Source organism: Pseudomonas sp. TREG-RG-20F-10-E-6-01, from assembly GCF_022662455.1.
Classification (GTDB): domain Bacteria; phylum Pseudomonadota; class Gammaproteobacteria; order Pseudomonadales; family Pseudomonadaceae; genus Aquipseudomonas.
This window is the reverse complement of the sequence record NZ_JAKNQP010000006.1, coordinates 25136-45542: the sequence shown is the minus strand read 5'-3', so window position 1 is coordinate 45542 and position 20407 is coordinate 25136. Positions and strand designations below refer to the sequence as shown.

The following is a 20407-nucleotide window of genomic DNA, read 5'->3' as shown; positions in this document are numbered from 1 at the left end:
TGGCGGCCGCGGATTATCTGTTCGATAGTAAGGAGTCAGCTCCATCCTGTGCCGATTTATCCTGCGCCTGCGGAAACCCCTGATGAAGCACAACAACGCGGTCCTCGAAGCCTTCACCCGCAGCTCGTCGCGCCTGAACAAAGGCCTGATGGTGCTGCTCGGGATCGCGTTGCTGTTGGTGCTGACCAACTACTGGTCACTGCAACGCGGGGTCGAAACCCGTTACGGCGCCACGCGTTTTCATTTTGCGCGCCTGATGGAGAACCTGGCGGAGCAGGAGTCGTACCTCAAAAGTCTGACGCACCCGGGCATCCAGGCCGAACTGTTGCGCGCCACCAACGTTCAGGTCAGCCTCAAAAGCCGCATGGTCGACAACCACCGCACGCTGTACGAAGGCCAGAAATATTCGTTTTCGGTACCGTTCAGCGTCAAGTTTGACGAGCAGCAGATCAGCGCTGCCGCCCGGTCGCAGATTTTTGCCCTGGGCGCGCACCTCACCAGCTATTACAGCGCCTTCTGGTCGTCATCGCCCTATGAAGCGCCACAAACCTTTCTGCTCAATCGCCAGACGCCTTACGCCATCACCGTTCCGTCGGTGGGCTACCAGCGTCGAGAAAGTAGCGAGGAAACCGGCAACCTGGTGGCGCTGGTCAACGCGGTGCAACAGACCCTCGAGCAGACGCCGCAGCCGCTGGAACAGAACCGCGTGTACTGGCAGGCCGGTCCCGCACCTGCGCACCTGCTGGCCTATATCGGCCTGCCCCTCGACGGCCAGGGCCAGGCGGTGGTCGGCACTTTGCTCGACGTGGCTCAGGTTGACGATGTGCAGCGCGCCCTGGACCACTCGGCCTTTGACCGCTTCACCCTGATTGCCCCCGACGGCAGCCGGCTGGTCGGGCCAGACGTCGGTGTGCCGCTCAGCGATGGCGTGCACTTCAGGGCCGACGGCTTCGAATTCAAGATTACCCAACGCGGCGACCAGCCCTGGAGCGCAATCTATGGGCTGAACTACTCGCACTTTTTCCATTCGGCCTTGTGGCCGCTGAGCAGCCTGGCCCTGTTGCTGGGCATCCTGATTACGCTGTGCTGGGGCGGTAGCCGCTGGTACCGGCGCCAGGTGATCAACCCCGCGCGCCTGGCGCACGAACGCATCGCCGAAAGCGTGGCGTTCAGCCGCGTGATCATCGACACCGCGCCCACTGGCCTGTGCGTGGTGCGGCGCAGTGACGGCAAGGTGTTGATCGAGAACCAGCGGGCCCAGCAATGGCCAGGCACCGCGCGGCTGGTCTCCGCATTGACCGGTGTGCATGACAGCGCCGACAGCGGCGAGACGCACCTGGAGATCGAAGGCCGCCACCTGCAGATCGGCTTCGTCTCCACCCGTTACCAGGCCGAAGACGTGCGCCTGTATGCATTCAACGACATCACCCGGCATATCGAAGATGCCCAGTCGTTAGAGGACGCCCGCCACGCCGCCGATGCCGCCAACGAGGCCAAGACGCTGTTCCTGGCGACCATGAGCCATGAAATTCGCACGCCGTTGTATGGCGTGCTCGGCACTCTGGAACTGCTCGGCCTGACCGACCTGGACCCGCACCAGAAAACCTACCTGCAGACCATACAGCGTTCGTCCGCGACGCTGTTCCAACTGATCAGCGACGTGCTCGACGTGTCGAAAATCGAGTCCGGGCAAATGGCGATTGAGGCCGTGGAGTTCTGCCCGCTGGACATGCTCGAAGACACCCTGCACACCTACGCCGCCTTCGCCCAGCGCAAGGGTTTGCAGCTTTACAGTTGCATCGACCCGCAGCTGCCCGACAGCGTACTGGGCGACCCGATGCGCATTCGCCAGATTCTCAACAACCTGGTGAGCAACGCGCTCAAGTTCACCGACATCGGGCGCGTGGTGATCCGCGCCCGGGTCACGGCGTGCGACGCCGAGTACGTCAATCTGGAATGGCAGGTCACCGACTCTGGCGTGGGCATCCCCGAGGCGCAGCAGGCCAAGCTGTTCGATGTGTTTTACCAGGCTCCCGACACCGCCGGCGAAGGCGGCGCCGGGCTGGGGCTGCCGATTTGCCGCTGGCTGGCGCAAATGATGGACGGCGAGATCAAAGTGGTCAGCGAGCCCGGCCTGGGTAGCAGCTTCACCCTGAAAATACGCTTGCCGCTGAGCAGCGGTGCGCTGACCAACCCGCCGCTGATCGAACCCAGCGCGACGCCTGTGTATGTGCAGGCGCCGGTGCGCGAGCTGGCGCAGTCGCTGTGTGACTGGCTCAATCGCCTGGGCATTGCCGCGGCCCTGGCGGCGCCCACGCCGGAACAGGACAGCCGCCAGGCGGTGCTGGTCGATCTGCTGCCCAGCGAGCCCGCCCGCTACTGGGCCGGGCAACGCGTGCTGTGCCTGCCCGGCGCGCACAGCCCGCCGCTGCACACGGCACAGGGCTGGGTCGTGGACGTGCACGACGTACGGGCTATCGCCACCACCGTATCGCTGGCCCAGCATGGCAAGCATGAGCAACCGCCGGCGGCCCTGCCACAAAGCGCCGGGCAGCTTGGGTTGCGCATCCTGGTGGCCGAGGACAACCCGATCAATCAGGCGATCATCAAGGAACAACTGGAGGCGCTCGGCTGCTCGGTGACCCTGGCCGCCAACGGCGAGCAGGCGCTGCAGTTGTGGCAACCGCACGCCTTCGACCTGGTGTTGACCGACGTGAACATGCCCTTGATGAATGGTTATGAGCTGGCCCGCACGCTCAGGGCGCATGACCCGCAATTGCCGATCATCGGCGTGACCGCCAACGCCATGCGCGAGGAAGGCGTGCGTTGCCTGGCGGTCGGCATGAACGCCTGGATCGTCAAACCCCTGAGCCTGCAAACCCTGCGCGCGCAGTTGGTCAAGCTGTGCCAGGTCAAGGCGCCGGTCGAACCGCCGCCCGCGCCATTCGACGACCACGTGCAACTGTCGGACAAGATGCGCCCGCTGTTCATCAGCAGCGTGCAGCAAGATTTGCAGCGACTCGGCGCGGCACTGGAGCAGCGTGATGCGCGCGCGCTCGCCCAACTGCTGCATTCGGCCGCCGGCGCACTGGGCGCCGTGCAGGCGCTCCCTCTGGCCCAGGCCTGCATCGAGCTGGAAAACGCACTGAACCGCGGCAGCCTCGACACCACGCTTGAGCTCAAGGTGAAGGCGGTGATGCAACGACTGTCGGCCGTCCTGGACACTCTCCAGCCCGGGCACACTTCCCTCACTTGAACTGGCACTACGGACGGCCCTTTATGAAAAAATTCAACGTGGTTATCGCGGACGATCACCCGATCGTGCTGCTCGGGGTACGCGAACTGGTGGAGCGCGACACGCGCTTTCAAGTCGTGGGCGAAGCGGTGTGTTCGGCGGGCCTGATCGAGCTGTTGCAGCGCCAGGGCGCCGACATCGTGATCACCGATTACAACATGCCCGGCGACTCGCCCTACGGCGATGGGCTGAAGCTGGTGGAGTACCTGAAACGGCATTTTCCGCAGGTGCAGATTTTGATCCTGACCATGATTTCCAACCACCTGATCCTCACGCGTCTGCAAGAGTTGGGCGTGGTCGGCATCATCCAAAAAAGCCAGTTGCACACCGAGATTCAACTGGCGCTCAAGGCCATTGCACAACAGAGCGCCTACCGCAGCCTGGAGCCGCCCAAGACCTCGGTGATCGAGACCCTCACGGCCATCGACGAGCGCTTTACCAGCTTGTCGCCCAAAGAGTTCGAGATCTTGCGTTTGTTTATTTCCGGCATGAGCGTGAGTGATATTGCGCGCAGCCAGAACCGCAGTTCAAAGACCATCAGCGCACAAAAAATATCGGCCATGCGCAAACTTGAAGTGAGCAGCGACCAGGACCTTCTCGCCTATTGCCTGGCGCGCAATATCTTCAACTAAGCACACCGTGCAAGCCATTCCCGGGCAATGGCTTGGCCCCCTGTTTGCGGGCTCCAAAACTGCCTTGCGGTGCAACTAACCCGTCTATTGCGCGGCTTATAAGAATCGTCTTATTCGCTCGCAGCGCCTGCCCTCTTATTCTTTCCTCGCAGTTCAACAACCGCATTTTCCAACTAACACTTACGGACATCATCATGAAGAAGTTTTCCCTGGCTGTTATCGCCTCGGCCATTATCGCCGCCTCCGGCAGTGCATTTGCCGATGATCCGGCACCGACGCCTACCCTGGGCGGCAGCGGTAAAATTACCTTCACCGGCGTGATCAACAACGACGCCTGCTCGGTAGACGGCGCCAACTCCGATCGCAGTATTTCGGTGGACATGGGCAACGTTTCGATCAAAGACATGGGCACCGCGGAAAACCCAACCGCCGGCCGTGTGACTGCCAAAGACTTCAACCTGAACGTCAACTGCAACCAGGGCACCAAAGTCGCGATGATCTTTGACGCCAACAACGGCGGTTCGGGCCTGGTGACCGGCAAGAACGTACTGGCGCTGAATGCCGGTTCCGCTTCGGCTAAAAACGTCGGTATCGCCCTGCTCGACAGCAATGGCAGCTTGATCGACCTCAGCTCGCAGGCCACTGCGCGCATCGAAAGCACCATGCACGGCACCGGCACTGCCGGCGGCGACGCCACCCTGAGCTTCGCGGCTGCCTACGTCACCACCGGCGCTGCCGGTGCATCCACCGCCGGTCGCGGTGATGCCACCCTGCCGTTCATCCTGCAATACGAGTAACCCCGGCGCCCCGTGCACCGAACGCGCGAGGCCACACGGCCTCGCCATTCTCTTTTTTGATTACACCGGATAACCCTCATGCTGCCTCGTTCTCTTGCCGCATGCCTGGGGCTGCTGGGCATGCTTATGGCTACCCAGGCCGCCGCCAGCATTTCATTGAATGCCACCCGCATCGTGTTCGATGGCGACCACAAAGAAGCCAATATCACCGTGCGCAACGGTAACCAGGATGTGTTGATTCAGTCCTGGGTCGACATGAATGACTCCAGCGGCAGCCGTGCTCCGTTTGCCGTCACCCCGCCACTGGCCCGGGTGTTCGCCAAGGAACAGCAACTGCTGCGCATCTTGTATGAAGGCACGGGCATGCCCACGGACCGCGAGTCGGTGGTGTGGTTGAACGTGCAGGAAATTCCCAAGGCCAGCGAGACCGAGAACACCTTGCAGTTGGCCATTCGCCAACGCATCAAGATTTTTTTCCGCCCTGCCGGCCTGACCGGCAGTGCGTTGCAGGCGCCTGCACAGCTGGAGTGGGCATTGGTCAAGCACGGCGCGCAAACGCTGTTGCAGGTGAAAAACCCGACGCTGTACCACGTGTCCATGGCCGACGTTAAGGTGCAGGCACAACTGGCGAGCGACTCGACCATGATCGCGCCCGGCGAGCAAAGACAGTTCGCGCTCAAGACGGCGCCAGCGCCCGGCCCGGTGCAACTGTCGTTTTCCAGCATCAATGACTACGGCGCACAGAACCATTACACCGCGCCACTTTCGGGCATCGCTGCACACGCCACCGAAGCACGCCTCAACCCCTAAGCACTTTCTCTAACCCACAGGCTCACGTTGCGTGCGTGTTCGCGTGCCCGCCTGTTCGCCAATCAGGGATGTCACAGGTCTTCGCATGTCTTTTCTTTCCAGTAACAGGCCCGCGCGTGGCGCACTGAAGTTGAAGACGCTGTCGTTCGCGATTGCCGCCGGCCTGCCGGCCTGGGCGATGGCCGAGGACACTGCGCAAACCTTCAACACCACGTTCCTGCAAGGCTCGCAGTCAACGGTCGACCTGCAGCAATTGCTCTCGGCCAACAGCGTGCTGCCGGGCAATTACCGCGTCGACCTGTACAGCAACGAAGTGCTGGTGGGCCGGCGCGACATCGACTTCAAGCGCAACCCGAAAAACGACCGGGTCGAAGCCTGCCTGACCCTCGATCTGCTCAAGCAGCTGGGCATCGACATGCACCGCCTCCAGGCCGAAGGCAAAATCGACCCGCAGCAGCCGCAGGAATGCTATGCCCTCGCCGAGATGATCGAGGAGGCCAGCGTGCGTTACGACAGCAGCCGCCTGCGCCTGATGGCGAGCATTCCGCAGGTGGCCATGCAGCGCGGCATGCGCGGTTACGTCGACCCGCAACTATGGGATGACGGCGTGCCCGCAGCGTTTATCAACTACCAGCTCAACAGCAGCCGCACCGCCGGCGACTACAAAACGCGCCTCTCCAATAACCTCGGCCTGCGCAACGGTATCAACCTGGGCGCGTGGCGCCTGCGCAATGAATCGAACTTGAGCGGCGGCACCGGGCGCTCGAACACTTACACCAGCAACCGTACTTACCTGCAGCACGACGTGACGGCGATCAAGGGCCAGTTCAGCGCCGGTGAGATTTTCTCCGACACCGACCTGTTCGACAGCGTGCGTTATCGCGGCCTCAAGCTGGCCTCCGATGACGGCATGCGTGCCGACAGCGAGCGCGGTTATGCGCCGGTGATCCGTGGCGTGGCGCAGACCAATGCGACGGTGGAAATTCGCCAGAACGACTACATCCTCTACACCGCCAACGTCGCGCCGGGGCCATTCGAGATCAACGACATCTACCCCAGCGGCTCCAACGGCGATCTGCAAATCACCGTGATCGAAGCCGACGGCACGCGCCGCGTGACGATGCAGGCGTTTTCCAGCTTGCCGATCATGGTGCGTGAAGGCCAGGTCAAGTACAGCCTCTCGGCGGGTACCTTCAAGAGCAACGCCGACGGCCTGGCGAGCCCGCGTTTTCTCAGCGGTACCCTGGCGTACGGCCTGACCAGCAACCTCAGCGCGATTGTCGGGTTGCAGGCCAGCGAGGACTACAACGCACTGTCCATTGGCGCCGGCCAGAACACCTCGTTCGGCGCCTTCTCGCTGGACACGACGCACTCCTCCAGCAAGGCGCAGGGCAAAACTACCCAGGGCAGCAGCGTGCGGGCGCTGTATGCAAAAACTTTCACTGGCACCGACACCAACTTCACCCTGGCCGCCTACCGCTACTCCACCGAGGGCTACCGCACCCTCAGCGACCATGTCGAAGACAACAGCCAGGACGTGCGTGTGCGCACCGGCCACTCTAAAACCCGCACCGACCTGACCATCAACCAGAGCATCGGGCGCAACAACGAATTTGGCAGCGTGTACGTGAATGCCAGTGACCAGCGCTACTGGAACCGCGGCGGCTCGCAGAGCTTTTCGGCCGGCTACACCAGCAACTGGGGCGAGCTGAGCTACAACCTCGGCGTAACGCGCACCAAGCAGATCGTCACCTGGGGCCAGCCGAGCAGCGACACGCAGTTGAACCTGTCGATTTCGTTCCCGCTTGGCAGCCAGGCCCGCGCGCCGCGTGCGTTTGTCACCACCAGCCGGCAGCACGGCGACACCACCACGCAGGCGGGCATCAATGGCTACGTCGCCGATACCAGCGACACGTTTTATTCGGTGCAGGCTGGCCACAGCGACACCAGCGGCGATTCCGGCTCGGTGAACATCAACAGCCGGACGTCCGTGGCCGATGTGAGCCTGGGCTACAGCCAGGGCCAGGGTTACAACTCGCAGAACCTCAACCTCGCCGGCTCCGTGGTCGCGCACGCAGGCGGTATCAACCTGGGGCAGACGGTCAGTGAGACCTTCGCACTGGCCGAAGTGCCGGGCATTGCCGGCGCGAAGATCAGCAGCTACAGCGGCGTAGAGACCGGCTACAACGGCTATGCAGTGATCCCCAATGCCCAGCCTTACCGGGTGAACTGGGTGAGCCTGGACACCCGCGACCTGGGCGGCAATGTGGAAATCACCAACGCCACCCAACAAGTGGTGCCACGCCGTGGCGCGATCGTGGTGGCGCACTACAGCGGTACCACCGGGCGCCGGGTGTTGTTCGAGTTGTTTGATGCGCAGCACAAGCCTCTGTCGTTCGGGGCTTCGCTGGAAGATTCGACCGGCAAGCAACTGGCGATTGCAGACCCGAATGGCAATGCGCTGGCGTTGGTGGAAGAGGATCAGGGCACGTTGATCATCAAGTGGGGCGATCAGCAGTGCAGCGCAAGCTATGCGTTGGCGCCGCAGAACAAGGCGCTGAACTATGAGCGCCAGGCGTTGGTGTGTAGGCCTTGAAGGGGCAATCCACATCCTTGCTGTCTGATTCTCGAAGATCCAAATGTGGGAGCGGGCTTGCTCGCGAACGCAATGTGTCAGTCACCAGATACATCAACTGACACTCCGCCTTCGCGAGCAAGCCCGCTCCCACATTTCGGTTGAGGTACAGCTTAAGGTCAGCGTTTAGGCTAAGGTGCTGCCGATGCGCCCTCCTCTTCGAGACTTGCCCATGCGTAACCTGATTTTCGCCGGCGTTTGCCTGCTGACCACCGCCCTGGCGGGCTGCCAGCAAACCCCACCGGCCAACGACCAACTCGACGCCGTGCTCTGGACCCAGACCTCCATCGGTATCATTTGAACCGTTCGTTTTTGCCCATTTCTCGGGCAACCCACGCCGTAAACAGGGTCAGCGCAATTAAAAACGTTTCAATAGCTGCCAACCAACTAAGGGTGAACCAATAGTGTTTCGGCTGCCCCGCCAGCGTGTAAGTGATGGAAGGCCCGACGCGACTGAAGGACACCACTACACCTCGAATCAACCCATCAATAATCTGGTAGCCGGAAAGCCCTACAATGACGGTCAATAGCGCAGTGATGTACCAGAACGACCGACTGTCTGAACGCTTCATAAAACTTCTCTTAATCTCCTAGATTGCGGGGGCAAATGAATCCGCCGCAAATTCTGGCGGCCGCGTGTGCTGTCTATTTTGATGAAGACGCAGTATCCGGGCACGTGATGGGGGCTCAGGCTTTCACGTTCTGGCGGATGTTCCAGCCAAACTTCACCGGCCCACCGTCCTTGCCGCCATCGGCTTTCTGCGGTTGGTAACTGACGTCGACGGTGGCGAAATTCAAGGCGAAACTGTCGTGCAGCACATCGGCGCCGTTTTCAGCACTGGTGCTGTAGGACACCACCATGACCTCCTTCAGGGTGATCACCAGATACTCCACCGGGCTCGCGCCTCCCGCCTTGCGCACCACCAGTTTCGCTTCCGGATAATGCTTGCCGCTGGCGCAGGCCATCATCAGGTTAGGGCTGGATTTATCCAGCGGCTTTGTCAGGTTCAAGTTGGCAATATTGACCTTGCCCGCACCGCCACCCGTGCCGCTGTGCATCGAACCCGACTGCGACATTCCCCACGCCCAGTGGGTAATATCGATCTCGTCGCGATGGGCTTGATCCCTTGACTCACCCTTGATGTCGCCCAGCTTCAAAAACATATCGACGGCCATGTTTGCTCCCTGCCTTGGTGTGCGTTGGTAGTGACGTGGGGGCGCACTTTTCCTTAGCCCCCACGTTGCACGCAAGACGCCAAAGCGGGATAGAGACGCACCCCACTTGAATTGGCGAACCTTCCGACATTCATAGGTGCCTGCGGGTCTTTACGCTCTCGACTCCCGCAAAAACAAGGCGTTAAGGATGACTGCGTCCCTGTTGAAAGATGGTTTCCCCTCGGCTCACCGCACCACGCGTCAGCGGATTGAAAGCAGTATTGATGTGCGTCGGCTGTTTTTTGCCATTGATACCGACCCGGGGCTGATTGGCGCGGGCGTGGTGTACATCGATGAGGCGTTCAACGTGGTGACACTGCGTGAGTTTCAGGCGGTATGCAGCGTGGTGCCGAAGAAGCTGGTGCTGCGCGAGGCGCCTCGCTATGTCGGGCCTGCGGAGTTCAAGCGGATGCTGGAGCATGAGCCGCGGGAGTCGAAGTTAGTGGCGGAGGCGCTTGGCACGGCGGTGACGTGTGCGGGGGCAATACTGAGTTGGATAGTTGTGACGAGTGGAGTGATGTTGTTGCCCTTTACGGCGGGCACGAGTGCGGTGATTACATTTATCGGCCAGGCCGCCCTAGCTGCCAGCGTTACACAATGCATCGTCGGGCTAGGTCGAACCGGCGCCGAGGCGTTTGCTCCGCAACGCCTTGATCGGTTGGATAGCGAAGCCTGGTATCAGGCCGTCGACGCAACGCTGAATGCCATTGCATTACTGGGTGTTGCCACTTCCGCCTTGACCACGATCAAAACAGTAAACACAGCAACGAGAGTCACCGGCAAGCCGCTCAAACAAGTACTCAAAGGCCTGAACCGCCAAGAGCGAGCGAAACTGAATGATGAGCTGCTCAAGCTTCGTGACCCCCGATTGACGTCCAAACTGCTCAAGGTAAAACAAGCCAATGGGGTATTACCAAAACGAATCAGCGCCACACAAATGCAACTTTCTACCGTCAACCATATTAGAGATGCCTTCGCTGCAACCTTGGGTTTCGCTAGCAGCTCACTACCAGGAAACATCAGGACGCTGGCGATTGGTATCTACGAGGAAGCCAGCCAATGAGCAAGCGCGAAACATTAAAAGACCTAGGCGAATCCGCAATGGATGAAAAATGTAAAGATTGGAAATCTTTGCCTTCCGACGAACGCGCTTACGCATACTTCTACTTTGAAAACCCACGAAAGTTCAGGAGACGCTATGCGCTAGTGATTGGAGCCGATCTACTTGCCGGCTGTTTCACGATTGCGATGACTGCCGTCCTATTGTTGGTGACCCTTCTCTCAGGACTTCCGGAAGACCTTGCAATCAAAATCTTCTTTTTCGGCAGTGTTGCGACAGGCCTTGTCCTCTTTTTTTCCAAGGCTCAAGTCACCTATGGTCGAATCCGCTTGGTATGGGTCAGTGTCGGCATTTACGTAATCTGCTTACTGATATCGCTGCCCACGATAGCGTACCGTCCGCCGCCTTTTCTCTACGCCATATCCCTGCTTAGCCCGCTGACCGGCCTATTGATCCTCAACAGCCACCGCTACCGCGAACTCCGTCACAAGATGGTAGAAATCCGCCATAAACGCGAAGCCGTCATCGCGACCCTGAAAAAACAGGGTCGCTGGAAATGGTGGTAATCCCTTATCCGACTGCCTGCAACACCTCAGGCGCAGGCTCAGCGCGCGCCGCGGTGTGCCGATTTACCGGCACCGGTAAGCCCAAGTGCCCGCGCAAGGTGCTGTGGCTGTACTCACTGCGAAACAACCCGCGATCACGCAACAACGGCAGCACTTGATCGGTGAAGCGCGCGAAGTCGTCCGGCGCGCCCACGTGGATATTGAAACCGTCCACCGCATCTTCGACAAACCAGCGTTCGATCTCGTCCGCCACGGTCTTGGGTGAGCCGACAAAACTGGAGAACGGCTTGGCGAAGCGCAGCGCCGCCTGGCGCAAGGTCAGCCCTTGATCGCGGGCGACTTGCTTTATGTTCTCGGCATGCCCGCGATAGCCATTGCTGCCCAGGTCACCCAGGTCAGGGAACGGCTCATCCAGCGCGTACTGCGTGAAGTCGTGGTAGTTGAACGGCCGACCCAGTTGCACCAGCGCCTTGTGCAAGTCCAGCTCGCCGTTGCGTTCACGGTCGATGGCCTGGGCCTGTTCGTCGGTGTCGGCAATAATCGGCGAGATACCGGGCAGGATGGTCACGTGGTCGGGGTTGCGCCCGGCGGCGGCAGTACGTTGTTTGATGTCGCGGTAGTAAGCCTGGGCGTCTTCAAAATTGCCCACGCCGGCGAAAATCCCTTCGGCGTAGTTCGCCGCCAGGCTGCGCCCGGACTCGGAGATCCCGGCCTGGAAGATCACCGGTTGGCCTTGGGCCGAACGGGCAATATTCAGCGGCCCGGTGACTGAGAAAAACTCACCGTGGTGGTCCAGGCGATGCTGACGTTGGGGGTCGAGAAACACCTTGCTGACTTTGTCGCGCACGAAGGCGTCGTCCTCGTAGGAATCCCACAGCCCTTGCACCACTTCCAAGTGCTCGGCCGCGCGGCGATAGCGCTCGGTGTGGTCGATATGCTGCTCACGGCCAAAGTTGCCGGCGGCGCCTTCCAGGCCGGTGGTCACCACGTTCCAGCCGGCGCGGCCGCCGCTGATCAAGTCCAGGGAGGCGAACTGCCGCGCCACGTTGAAAGGTTCGGTGTAGGACGTGGTCAGTGTGGCGACCAAGCCGATTTTCGAGGTCGCACCGGCCACTGCCGAGAGCAGGGTCAGCGGCTCCAGGCGGTTGAGAAAGTGCGGCGCCGAATCCTGGGTGATGTAGGGGCTGTCGACGATGAACACCAGGTCGAACTTCGCCGCTTCGGCCTGCTGCGCCTGGGCGCGATACCAGTCGATGTCGACACTGGCATCGCCGGGGATTTGCGGGTGCAGCCATTCGTTTTGCGCCGTGCCGACGCCAGTGAGAATGGCGCCGAACTTGAGTTTCCGGGGGAATGTGGACATTTTGATGCTCCTCCGTGGATAAACATGAATCACTGTGGCCAGCGCGCTTGTTGTGGCGAGCGGGCTTGCCCCGCGTTGGGCTGCGCAGCAGCCCCAAAACCTGACGACGCGGTTTACCCGTTATACCGCGGCGGTTGGATTGGGAGCGCTTCGCACTCCAACGCGGGGCAAGCCCGCTCGCCACAGTAAGCCCGCTTGCCACAACAGCCCCGCTTGCCACAATTAACCTGCTCACTGCAAAAAATTACGCCGTACGGGCCGCGATAGCTTCGACTTCCACCAACGCCCCCGGCAAGGGCAACGCCACCACTTGCAACGCCGTACGCGCCGGTTTGTTCGGCTGCTCTGGCGTGCCGAAGAACTGCGTATAACCACGCTGCAACCCGGCAAAGTCCAGCTTGCCACCGGTTTCTTCAGCGCCGACCAGAAACACCCGCAACTGCACGATATCGCCCAGGTCCAGGTCTTGTTGTTGAAGGATCTTGCGCAGCTTGTTGAACACCGACACCGTCTGCACTTCGGTGCTGCCGTACGCGGCTGGCGTGCCTGCCGGTGCCTGCGCGTCGGCAAGATCCGGTAAGGTGCCGCTGACGAAAATCAGGCTGGCAGACGCCGGCACAGTCACGGTTTGCGAGATTGGAAAATCACCGACGCTGGTACGTTGAATGCTGTCGCTCATGAGGATGCTCCTTAAGACGCGGCCAATGCCGCACGCTGTGTTTGTTGCGTCACGCGGTCAGCCAGTTGCGCAACCACATGGCGCGCCGAGTTGGCCGCCGATTCCTGCCAGATGCCCACGCCGCTTTGCACCAGACCGTCTCCGGCGAAATACACGCGGCCATGGGCCTGTTCAAGCAAGGCACTGGCGTGGGCGGGGAAGTGTTCGCGTTGCAGCCACGGGCCTTCGCTGTAGGGAATCTGTTCCCAGGACACGGCCAGCGGGTTGCGCAGGTGTTTGGCGTAACCCGGATGCAACAGCTCCACGGCCTCCCTGGAGGTGGCGTGCTGCTTATCGAACGGCTGCGCGCCAAACACGTCGGCGCCCTCCCCGGTCACGTATCCGGCCACCAGCAAGCCTTCGCGGGTGTTGAGGTCGTTGCTCGGGTACCAGAGCAGGCGCGCCGGGTGTTCGATCCAGGACAGGCCGCCGTAGGTGCGGTAGTCGGTTTCCCAGAAGCGCGGCGATTGCCACGCCACTTTGGTGGCCTGATCGCTGCGGGTGCTGAGCAACGCGGCCTTGATCGGGTCGCTGAAATCAGTATCGAGTTTGGCCAGCAGCGGCAGCGGCAACGTCGAGACCAGATAGTCGGCGCGCACCACCTGTTCGCGGCCACTGTGCTGGTCGTGATAAGTCACTGCCACGCCGTGTTCCAGCTGGCGGATCTGCCTGACCTGCGCGCCCAATTGCACGTGTTCGCTGACGCGCTGGTAAAAGGCATCGGTGATGCGGTCCATGCCTCCCACCGGTTGGAACATGGTCGCCGAAAACTCAGGGAATTCCGTGTGCAATAACGCGCCCCACAGCTCGGGATGCAGCAGCCGATCCAGTGCCAGCGGGCTTCGCGTGGCGGGCAATGCGCCGGGGTGCGCAGGCGATTCCAGGTGACCGGCGCGCAGGCTGCCTGCATAGGCCAGTTCTTGCGACAGGTCGCCGTACACCTGCAAAAACGCCAGCAAGCGCGTGCGCTCTTCGCTGCTCAACACATCATCAAGCGCATCGCGCTGCACGGCCTTGGCCAGCAAGCCGGACAAGTGCCCGCGCGTATCGTTGATCGCCTGGCCAACGGTGAATGCCGGCTGTTGCAGGTCCGGGCGCACCTGGGCGCCATGGCTGCTGTTGACCAGCACTTCGAGCCGTACGCCCAGCTCGCTGCAATAGTCGAGAATCGTACGGTGCTGGCTGGGAATCCTGGCCGGGCCGGCGTTGAAATACAGGCCCTGATCGAATGCCACGGTTTGCGTGCGGCCGTCCTTGTAGTCCACGCGGTCGCCATGGCGCAGGGTCCAGGTGCGCCCGCCGACGCGATCGCGCGCCTCCAGCACTTGCACACTGAACCCGGCGCGGGTCAGTTCCAACGCAGTGACCAGCCCGGCAATGCCGGCGCCCAGCACCAGCACGCGGGTGCCCTGCCCCAGGCCGGGCTTGAGTTTCAGCGGCTGTGGGCGCCGGTGCGACGACGGCCCCAGGCCCAATGCCGCGAGTGCATCCTTGACGGCCGGCTCGCCGCCGACTGCGGCGATGCTCGACAGCGCTTCACGTCGTGTCAGTCCCATGATCGATGCTCCTAGTCCGGCAGGCCCGGTGGGTTGATCAGCGACGTGTCGACGCGCTCGATGTCCAGGCCCCAACGCTGCAGCACCTGTTCGTATTGGCCACCGGCAATCGCGCCTTCAAGTGCCGTGTGAATCGGCTGGACCAGGCCGTTGTCCTTGCGGGTGGTCACGGCGATATCCGCCTTCAACGGCCAGCCACCATTCACCGTGCCGACCAGCTTGATGCCGCCGGTGATGGCCGCCGAATAGGCGTACACCGAGTTGGGCCCGAACAGCGCATCGCTGCGCCCCGATTGCACCGCCAGCTGCGCGGCGGCCTGGTCGTCGAAGTACTGCAACAGCGCAGGTTTGATGCCAGCCTTTTCATTCGCCTCGTTCCACGCCAGCAGAACTTTTTCCTGGTTGGTGCCGGAGCCGACGATGATCTTCAGCCCGGCAATGTCCGCGGCTTGTTTGATCTCGGTGATCTTGCTGGTGCTCTTGACGTAAAACCCCAGCACATCCTGGCGATACGTGGCGAAGTCAAAACGCTTCTTGCGCGCCTCGGTCACGGTGACGTTGCTGATCACCGCGTCGTATTTGCCCGAGCTGACACCCAGCGGCCAATCTTCCCAACTGGTCTGCACCACGTTGAGTTGCAGGCCAAGACTGTCGGCGACCAGCTGCGCGGTGTCGGCCTCGCTGCCGATGGTGGTCTTGTCGTCATTGGCCAGCAGCGCCAGCGGTGGCCCGGCCACGCCGGACACGGCCACGGTGAACTTGCCCGGCTGGGCAAACTTGAAGCCCGGCGGAATCTGCGCGATGGCCGCTTCGTTGCGCGGCACATGAATGCGCACGCGGTCAGGGCTGAGGTCGACCTGTTGCACGGCGAAAGCGGTTTGCGCGGTGCTGACGGCTAGCGCCAGCAAGGCTACGCGAGCGGTATGGATGAACATGGCAGTCACTCCTTGAACTAAAGCACCTTGCCGAGAAAGGCCACGGTGCGGGGATGTCGGGGTTGGCGGAAAATCTGTTCGGGCGGGCCCTCTTCGATCAATTGGCCGTCGCACAGAAATACCACGTGGTCGGCCACCTCGCGGGCGAAACCGATCTCGTGGGTGACGATCACCAGAGTCACGCCCAGTTGGGTCAGGCCCTTGATCACATCGAGCACCTCGCCCACCAGTTCCGGGTCGAGGGCTGAAGTGGGTTCGTCAAACAGCAGCACCTTGGGGTCCAGCGCCAAGGCACGGGCGATGGCCACGCGCTGTTGCTGGCCGCCGGAGAGCTGGCGCGGGTAGGCATCGACCTTGTCCGCCAGGCCAACCTTGGCCAGCAACTCGGCGGCCTTGAAGTGGGCTTCGGCTTTACGCCAGCGCTTGTGGGCCAGCGGCGCTTCGGCGATGTTTTCCCAGGCGGTGAGGTGCGGGAACAGGTTGAAGTTCTGGAACACGAAACCCACGTCGATGCGCCGTTTAAGAATCTCGCGCTCTTTCAATTCGTAGAGCAGGTCACCCTTGCGCCGATAGCCGACGTATTCACCGTCGATGGTGATGTGCCCGCTGTCGATCTTCTCCAGGTGGTTGATGGTGCGCAGCAAGGTGGATTTGCCCGAGCCGGATGGCCCGAGAATCACCGTGACCTTGCCCGGGTCAATGGTCAGGTCGATGTCGTTGAGCACCTGCTGGTTGCCAAAGCGCTTGCCCACGCCCTGGATCTGGATGCGCCCGGCGCGTGCGTCACTCATGGGTTTTCTCCTTGAGCCAACGGCGGATGCGTTGCAGCGGCGTCGGCGGCAGCACGCGCGCGGTGCCACGCGCAAAGTGGCGCTCGACGTAATACTGGGCGCTGGTCAGCACGGTGGTGATGATCAGGTACCACACGGTGGCCACGATCAGCAGCGGGATCACTGCCTGGGTGCGGTTGTAGATTACCTGCACGGTGTAGAACAGCTCCGGCAAAGCCAGCACGTAGACGATGGACGTGCCCTTGACCAGGCCGATGATTTCGTTGAAACCCGAGGGCAGAATCGAGCGCAAGGCCTGGGGCAGAATGATGCGGAAGATACGGCGCGAGGCCGGCAAGCCCAAGGCCGCCGCCGCTTCATGCTGGCCGGCGTCCACGCCGATCAGGCCGCCGCGAATGATCTCTGCCGCGTAGGCCGCTTGCATCAGGCTCAGGCCCAACACCGCCACGGTGAATTGACTGAGCACATCCACCGTCGACCATTCAGCGAACACCACGCCGGTGAACGGCACGCCGAGCACGATGTGGTCATACAGGTAGGCAAAGTTGTAGAGGATGATCAGCACCAGCAGCGCCGGCATCGAGCGGAAAAACCAGATGTAGCCCCAGGCCAACGCCGCCAGCAGCGGCGAGCCCGACAGCCGCGCCAGGGCCAAGGCAGTGCCGAGGATGATGCTGAACACGGTGCTGAGCAATGTCAGCAACAGCGTCTGGCCCAGGCCACGCAGCACCGACGGCGAAAAGAACCACTGGCCGAACACGCCCCACTCCCAACGCGGGTTGGTGGCCAGCGAATGCACGATGGCCAGCAGCACCAGCGCGGCGAAAATCGACCCGGCCCAGCGCCACGGGTGTCGGGCCGGCACCACGTGCAAGGCTTTGATCGGCGTTGCGACACGCGCCTGGCGAACCGGGTAGTCGGTGACCTCATCGATCAGGTCATAGGTTTTGGCGACAATGGGCATGGTCTATTCCTCGCGAGTTGCGGCCTTAGAAGGCGTAAGTCAGCCGGGTGTAGTAGTACCCGCCGGTAAAACCGTAGGGCGAATACGTGCCGTAGCTGGCGAGCATGGTGCTGCTCGGCACGCCTTGTTTTTTGGGGTATTGGTCGAACAGGTTCTTGGCGCCGACGGCGACGTTCAGGTCTTTGGTGAGGTTGTAGCCAAGGTCGAGGTCGGTGATCCACTTGGCGCTGTAGACCCGGTCGAGGCTGCGGTCGGCGGAAACGTTGACCTCTTTGTAAGAACCGTAACGGGTCAAGGCCAGGTTGAGGCTGAAGCGATCGATGCTCCAGTCACCGCCCAGGATCAGCTTGGTCTTGGGCTGCACATCGGTGATCAGGCCGCGGGCCTGGCGGTCCATCAGGTCATAGGAGGTGCCGAGGATGTCGGTGGACGCCTTGTAGTTGAGGATCTTGGTCTGGTTCCAGTTGAACGCGGCCGTCCACTTCAGCGAGCCGTACGGGCCGATGTCCTGGTTGTAGTTGCTGACCAGGTCCACGCCTTTGGTGCGGGTGTCGGCGCCGTTGATGAAGTACTGGCCGCCGGAGGTGGAGTTGATGCCGTTGTTCTGCAACACCTGGGTGACGTCCGGGCCGAGCAGGGTGCCGGTCAGGGTGATGCGGTCACGCAGGTTTATCACGTAGGCGTCGGCGGTGAAATTCAAGCGGTCGGTGGGCGTGAGGGTGAAACCGAGGCTGAAGTTGGTCGAACGCTCGGGTTTCAAGCCCTCGGCGCCCAAGGCCTTGGCCGCCGCCGACCCCACGGGCAACACGCCGTAGTTGATCGATTGATACACGCCGTCGACCACGCCATAGGTCGTGGAGCGCGCGCTGAACAGGCTGTTGGCCAGGGACGGCGCGCGAAAGCCATTGCTGACCGTGGCACGCACGGCGAACTGCGGGGTGAAATCGTAGCGCGTGGTCAGCTTGCCGCTGCGGGTCGCGCCGACGCCTTCGTTGTAATGCTCATAGCGCAACGCGGTGCCCACGTACCAGTCCGGCAGCGGGTTGAAGCCCACATCGACATAACTGGCGAGGCTGTTGCGCGAGGCGCTGCTCTCTTCCGCCGGTGAAATGCCGTTGGTGACCTGCGCCCCGGACGACGCGCAATTGCCCGGCGCCACGCAGTAACCGCCATTGGCATACGAGGCGTAGTCACCGGCCTGCACCTCATAGGTGTCGCGCCGATGCTCGAAGCCGTAAGACAGGTCTAGCGGCTTTTGCAGGCCAATGTCGAAGCCGCGCTTGAAGTCGAGGTTGGTGGTCAGCTCGGTGGAAATCCAGGTGCCGGAGGTGAAGCTGTTGGGCGTGTACTCGCCCAGCGACGGGTTCTGGTTGTGGGTGGTGCCCTGCTCCGCTTCGTTGCGCCCGTAGGTGGTGGACAGGTCCCAGTTCCACTCGCCGACCGTGCCCTTGCCGCCGAACGCGGCCTGGAGATCGTCCTCGTCGATGTACCAGGTCGGCGTGTAGCCGGCCGGGTAACCATTGGGCCCGGTGGTGATGGTGTTGGTGATGGTCGGCAGGCGGAAGTTCTGGCCTTGCTCGGCCTTGCGCCGCGAGTAGGTGGTGAAGGAATACAGGCTCAAACTGTCATCAATCGGCAGCTCGGCGTTGTAGCCCAGGGTCAGCAGGTTGGTCTTGGGCGTGCCGTAGCCGCCATAAGTGGACTTGCCCGCCAGGCCATAGGCTTGCTCGTAGGTGTAACCGTTGGCGCTGGCCTTGTTGTCGTCATTCTGGCTGCGTGCGTCCAGGGCCAACTGCACGATGCCGCCGTTGCCGATTTCGAAACCCTTGTTGAGGCTTTGCTGCACGGTCTGTTTCTTGCCGTCGTAGCCCTGGCCGATGTTGGTCACAGCGGTGCCGCTGGTGTCGGCTTTGAGGATCACGTTGATCACCCCGGCAATGGCGTCCGAGCCGTATTGGGCGGCAGCGCCGTCGCGCAGCACTTCAACGTGGTCGATGACGCTGATCGGGATCAGGTCCAAGTCAGCCGGCGCCGCGCCGGTGTTGATGCCGTTGATGTTCAGGGTGGCGCTGGTGTGACGGCGCTTGCCGTTGACCAGCACCAGCACTTCGGCGGCACTCAGGCCGCGCAGGTTCGGGGCGCGGGCAATACCGCTGGCGTCCCAACCGGTTTTTTCCGGCAGGGTCAGCGACGGGATCACCGCGCTCAAGGCTTCCATCAAACCGGGCTTGCCGGTGCTTTGCAGTTGCTTGGCGCTGACGACATCGATTGGCACCGGGCTACTGGTGACGGTGCGCTGCTCGGCGCCACGGTTGCCGGTGACCACCACGGTGGACAGGGTGCTGTCGTCCTGGGCCTGAGCTGCACTCGCCAGCAGGGCCAGCGCCAGGGCGGTGGTGGGGTGTAAAACGTGCTTCATGGCCACTCCAGACTTTCCAGATCGCGAAGTCGGGCGCTCGCGCGGTCGGGCGCGGTGCTCGGATTTTTCGAGGGTGTTTCGGCGATTGGAAACTAGGTGTGGGGCGAGCGAGGGGTTTGAATGGGCAACATACGTTGAACTCCGTTCCAACGATTCTGCCGCAGGGTCTTTACCCGGTTATGGCGCGCAGAATCTGAATCACGCTGGGTACCATCCGAGGTCAGGGGTAGGCTGTTGCGATCAAACATAACGGAATGGATTTTAAAAATATAATGCTATTTGGGTATAAGCTAATATTCTGCAATTTCATTATTTATGAATAATTTTATTCCTATTGGTAATGTCTTCTTGAGATCAAGCGCGGGTCGCCAGCGTGGTTTAACTGAGCACCCAGGATCAAAATCTACAGCTCGGCGGGCTGACAGCCGACCTGATCCTGGAGACTGCAATCAATCAAATGTGGGAGCTGGCTTGCCTGCGATGCAGACAACTCGGTGTATCAGGCATACCCGGTTGATGCCATCGCGGGCAAGCCCGCTCCCACATTTGGATCTCTGTGAATCAGATAGATGTGTTGCTGTGCTTTTGCTTCTACCACTCAGGTCGGCTACCAGGCCGCCGTGCTCTGCTTTTCCAAAGCCTGCGTGAGGG

At 61.6% G+C, this 20407-nt stretch carries 16 protein-coding genes and 1 pseudogene; 8 read left to right on the top strand and 9 right to left on the bottom strand.

What is annotated here, in order from left to right; all coding sequences use genetic code 11:
- Positions 1-82 precede the first annotated feature (82 nt).
- The 6 genes and pseudogenes from L8K08_RS18335 to L8K08_RS18310 form a co-directional block, all read left to right on the top strand.
- On the top strand, positions 83-3256 hold the full coding sequence (locus L8K08_RS18335; protein WP_242199225.1) for a hybrid sensor histidine kinase/response regulator: 3174 nt from the start codon (positions 83-85) through the stop codon (positions 3254-3256).
- Positions 3257-3279: 23 nt separating this feature from the next.
- Positions 3280-3927: a response regulator gene (locus tag L8K08_RS18330; RefSeq protein WP_053257033.1), complete on the top strand. Its 648-nt coding sequence runs from the start codon at positions 3280-3282 to the stop codon at positions 3925-3927.
- Between the two features lie 194 nt (positions 3928-4121).
- Positions 4122-4724, top strand: coding sequence for a fimbrial protein (locus tag L8K08_RS18325; RefSeq protein WP_145165911.1), 603 nt, complete (start codon positions 4122-4124; stop codon positions 4722-4724).
- Between the two features lie 78 nt (positions 4725-4802).
- Positions 4803-5534, top strand: a complete 732-nt coding sequence (locus L8K08_RS18320; protein WP_242199223.1) for a molecular chaperone — start codon at positions 4803-4805, stop codon at positions 5532-5534.
- Positions 5535-5619: 85 nt separating this feature from the next.
- Positions 5620-8130, top strand: coding sequence for a fimbria/pilus outer membrane usher protein (locus L8K08_RS18315; protein ID WP_242199221.1), 2511 nt, complete (start codon positions 5620-5622; stop codon positions 8128-8130).
- A gap of 211 nt (positions 8131-8341) precedes the next feature.
- Positions 8342-8458: pseudogene (locus L8K08_RS18310) on the top strand (acid phosphatase); the annotation flags it as partial.
- A 4-nt stretch (positions 8459-8462) separates the two neighbouring features.
- Here L8K08_RS18310 and L8K08_RS18305 read toward each other — a convergent pair.
- On the bottom strand, positions 8463-8741 hold the full coding sequence (locus L8K08_RS18305; protein ID WP_242199219.1) for a hypothetical protein: 279 nt from the start codon (positions 8739-8741) through the stop codon (positions 8463-8465).
- Between the two features lie 115 nt (positions 8742-8856).
- Positions 8857-9345 carry a type VI secretion system tube protein Hcp gene (locus L8K08_RS18300; RefSeq protein ID WP_177018538.1) on the bottom strand — a complete coding sequence of 163 codons (489 nt, stop codon included), beginning with the start codon at positions 9343-9345 and terminating at the stop codon, positions 8857-8859.
- Positions 9346-9532: 187 nt separating this feature from the next.
- On the opposite strand from L8K08_RS18300, the gene L8K08_RS18295 reads away from it, so the two are divergent.
- Positions 9533-10447: an NAD synthetase gene (locus tag L8K08_RS18295; protein ID WP_242199217.1), complete on the top strand. Its 915-nt coding sequence runs from the start codon at positions 9533-9535 to the stop codon at positions 10445-10447.
- Positions 10444-11010, top strand: coding sequence for a hypothetical protein (locus tag L8K08_RS18290; protein ID WP_242199213.1), 567 nt, complete (start codon positions 10444-10446; stop codon positions 11008-11010). The genes L8K08_RS18295 and L8K08_RS18290 overlap by 4 nt, the downstream gene beginning before the upstream one ends.
- Positions 11011-11014: 4 nt before the next feature.
- Here the strand turns inward: L8K08_RS18290 and L8K08_RS18285 are convergent, their stop codons facing one another.
- The 7 genes from L8K08_RS18285 to L8K08_RS18255 all read right to left on the bottom strand — a co-directional run bounded on the left by L8K08_RS18285 (position 11015) and on the right by L8K08_RS18255 (position 19756).
- Complete coding sequence (locus L8K08_RS18285; protein ID WP_242199211.1) at positions 11015-12373, bottom strand: LLM class flavin-dependent oxidoreductase; 1359 nt, start codon at positions 12371-12373, stop codon at positions 11015-11017.
- Between the two features lie 244 nt (positions 12374-12617).
- Entirely contained in the window at positions 12618-13052 is a 435-nt protein-coding gene (locus L8K08_RS18280) for a RidA family protein (RefSeq protein ID WP_177018528.1), read from the bottom strand.
- Between the two features lie 11 nt (positions 13053-13063).
- The gene (locus tag L8K08_RS18275; protein WP_242199209.1) at positions 13064-14647 is read right to left on the bottom strand and encodes an FAD-dependent oxidoreductase; all 1584 of its coding nucleotides are present in this window, start codon (positions 14645-14647) and stop codon (positions 13064-13066) included.
- 11 nt (positions 14648-14658) lie between these two features.
- Positions 14659-15582 carry an ABC transporter substrate-binding protein gene (locus L8K08_RS18270; protein ID WP_242199206.1) on the bottom strand — a complete coding sequence of 308 codons (924 nt, stop codon included), beginning with the start codon at positions 15580-15582 and terminating at the stop codon, positions 14659-14661.
- Positions 15583-15599: 17 nt separating this feature from the next.
- Positions 15600-16373 (bottom strand): amino acid ABC transporter ATP-binding protein, encoded by a 774-nt coding sequence (locus tag L8K08_RS18265; protein ID WP_242199205.1) that lies wholly within the window; start codon positions 16371-16373, stop codon positions 15600-15602.
- Entirely contained in the window at positions 16366-17337 is a 972-nt protein-coding gene (locus L8K08_RS18260; protein WP_106578952.1) for an amino acid ABC transporter permease, read from the bottom strand. The genes L8K08_RS18265 and L8K08_RS18260 overlap by 8 nt, the downstream gene beginning before the upstream one ends.
- Positions 17338-17362: 25 nt before the next feature.
- The gene (locus L8K08_RS18255) at positions 17363-19756 is read right to left on the bottom strand and encodes a TonB-dependent receptor (protein ID WP_242199203.1); all 2394 of its coding nucleotides are present in this window, start codon (positions 19754-19756) and stop codon (positions 17363-17365) included.
- Between the last annotated feature and the right edge of the window lie 651 nt (positions 19757-20407).

What these genes read in the sequence shown, in the direction of transcription:
- L8K08_RS18335 (WP_242199225.1), top strand. Translation starts at nt 83, where the DNA reads ATGAAGCACAACAACGCGGTCCTCGAAGCCTTCACCCGCAGCTCGTCG.
- L8K08_RS18330 (WP_053257033.1), top strand. Translation starts at nt 3,280, where the DNA reads ATGAAAAAATTCAACGTGGTTATCGCGGACGATCACCCGATCGTGCTG.
- L8K08_RS18325 (WP_145165911.1), top strand. Translation starts at nt 4,122, where the DNA reads ATGAAGAAGTTTTCCCTGGCTGTTATCGCCTCGGCCATTATCGCCGCC.
- L8K08_RS18320 (WP_242199223.1), top strand. Translation starts at nt 4,803, where the DNA reads ATGCTGCCTCGTTCTCTTGCCGCATGCCTGGGGCTGCTGGGCATGCTT.
- L8K08_RS18315 (WP_242199221.1), top strand. Translation starts at nt 5,620, where the DNA reads ATGTCTTTTCTTTCCAGTAACAGGCCCGCGCGTGGCGCACTGAAGTTG.
- L8K08_RS18305 (WP_242199219.1), bottom strand. Translation starts at nt 8,741, where the DNA reads ATGAAGCGTTCAGACAGTCGGTCGTTCTGGTACATCACTGCGCTATTG.
- L8K08_RS18300 (WP_177018538.1), bottom strand. Translation starts at nt 9,345, where the DNA reads ATGGCCGTCGATATGTTTTTGAAGCTGGGCGACATCAAGGGTGAGTCA.
- L8K08_RS18295 (WP_242199217.1), top strand. Translation starts at nt 9,533, where the DNA reads ATGACTGCGTCCCTGTTGAAAGATGGTTTCCCCTCGGCTCACCGCACC.
- L8K08_RS18290 (WP_242199213.1), top strand. Translation starts at nt 10,444, where the DNA reads ATGAGCAAGCGCGAAACATTAAAAGACCTAGGCGAATCCGCAATGGAT.
- L8K08_RS18285 (WP_242199211.1), bottom strand. Translation starts at nt 12,373, where the DNA reads ATGTCCACATTCCCCCGGAAACTCAAGTTCGGCGCCATTCTCACTGGC.
- L8K08_RS18280 (WP_177018528.1), bottom strand. Translation starts at nt 13,052, where the DNA reads ATGAGCGACAGCATTCAACGTACCAGCGTCGGTGATTTTCCAATCTCG.
- L8K08_RS18275 (WP_242199209.1), bottom strand. Translation starts at nt 14,647, where the DNA reads ATGGGACTGACACGACGTGAAGCGCTGTCGAGCATCGCCGCAGTCGGC.
- L8K08_RS18270 (WP_242199206.1), bottom strand. Translation starts at nt 15,582, where the DNA reads ATGTTCATCCATACCGCTCGCGTAGCCTTGCTGGCGCTAGCCGTCAGC.
- L8K08_RS18265 (WP_242199205.1), bottom strand. Translation starts at nt 16,373, where the DNA reads ATGAGTGACGCACGCGCCGGGCGCATCCAGATCCAGGGCGTGGGCAAG.
- L8K08_RS18260 (WP_106578952.1), bottom strand. Translation starts at nt 17,337, where the DNA reads ATGCCCATTGTCGCCAAAACCTATGACCTGATCGATGAGGTCACCGAC.
- L8K08_RS18255 (WP_242199203.1), bottom strand. Translation starts at nt 19,756, where the DNA reads ATGAAGCACGTTTTACACCCCACCACCGCCCTGGCGCTGGCCCTGCTG.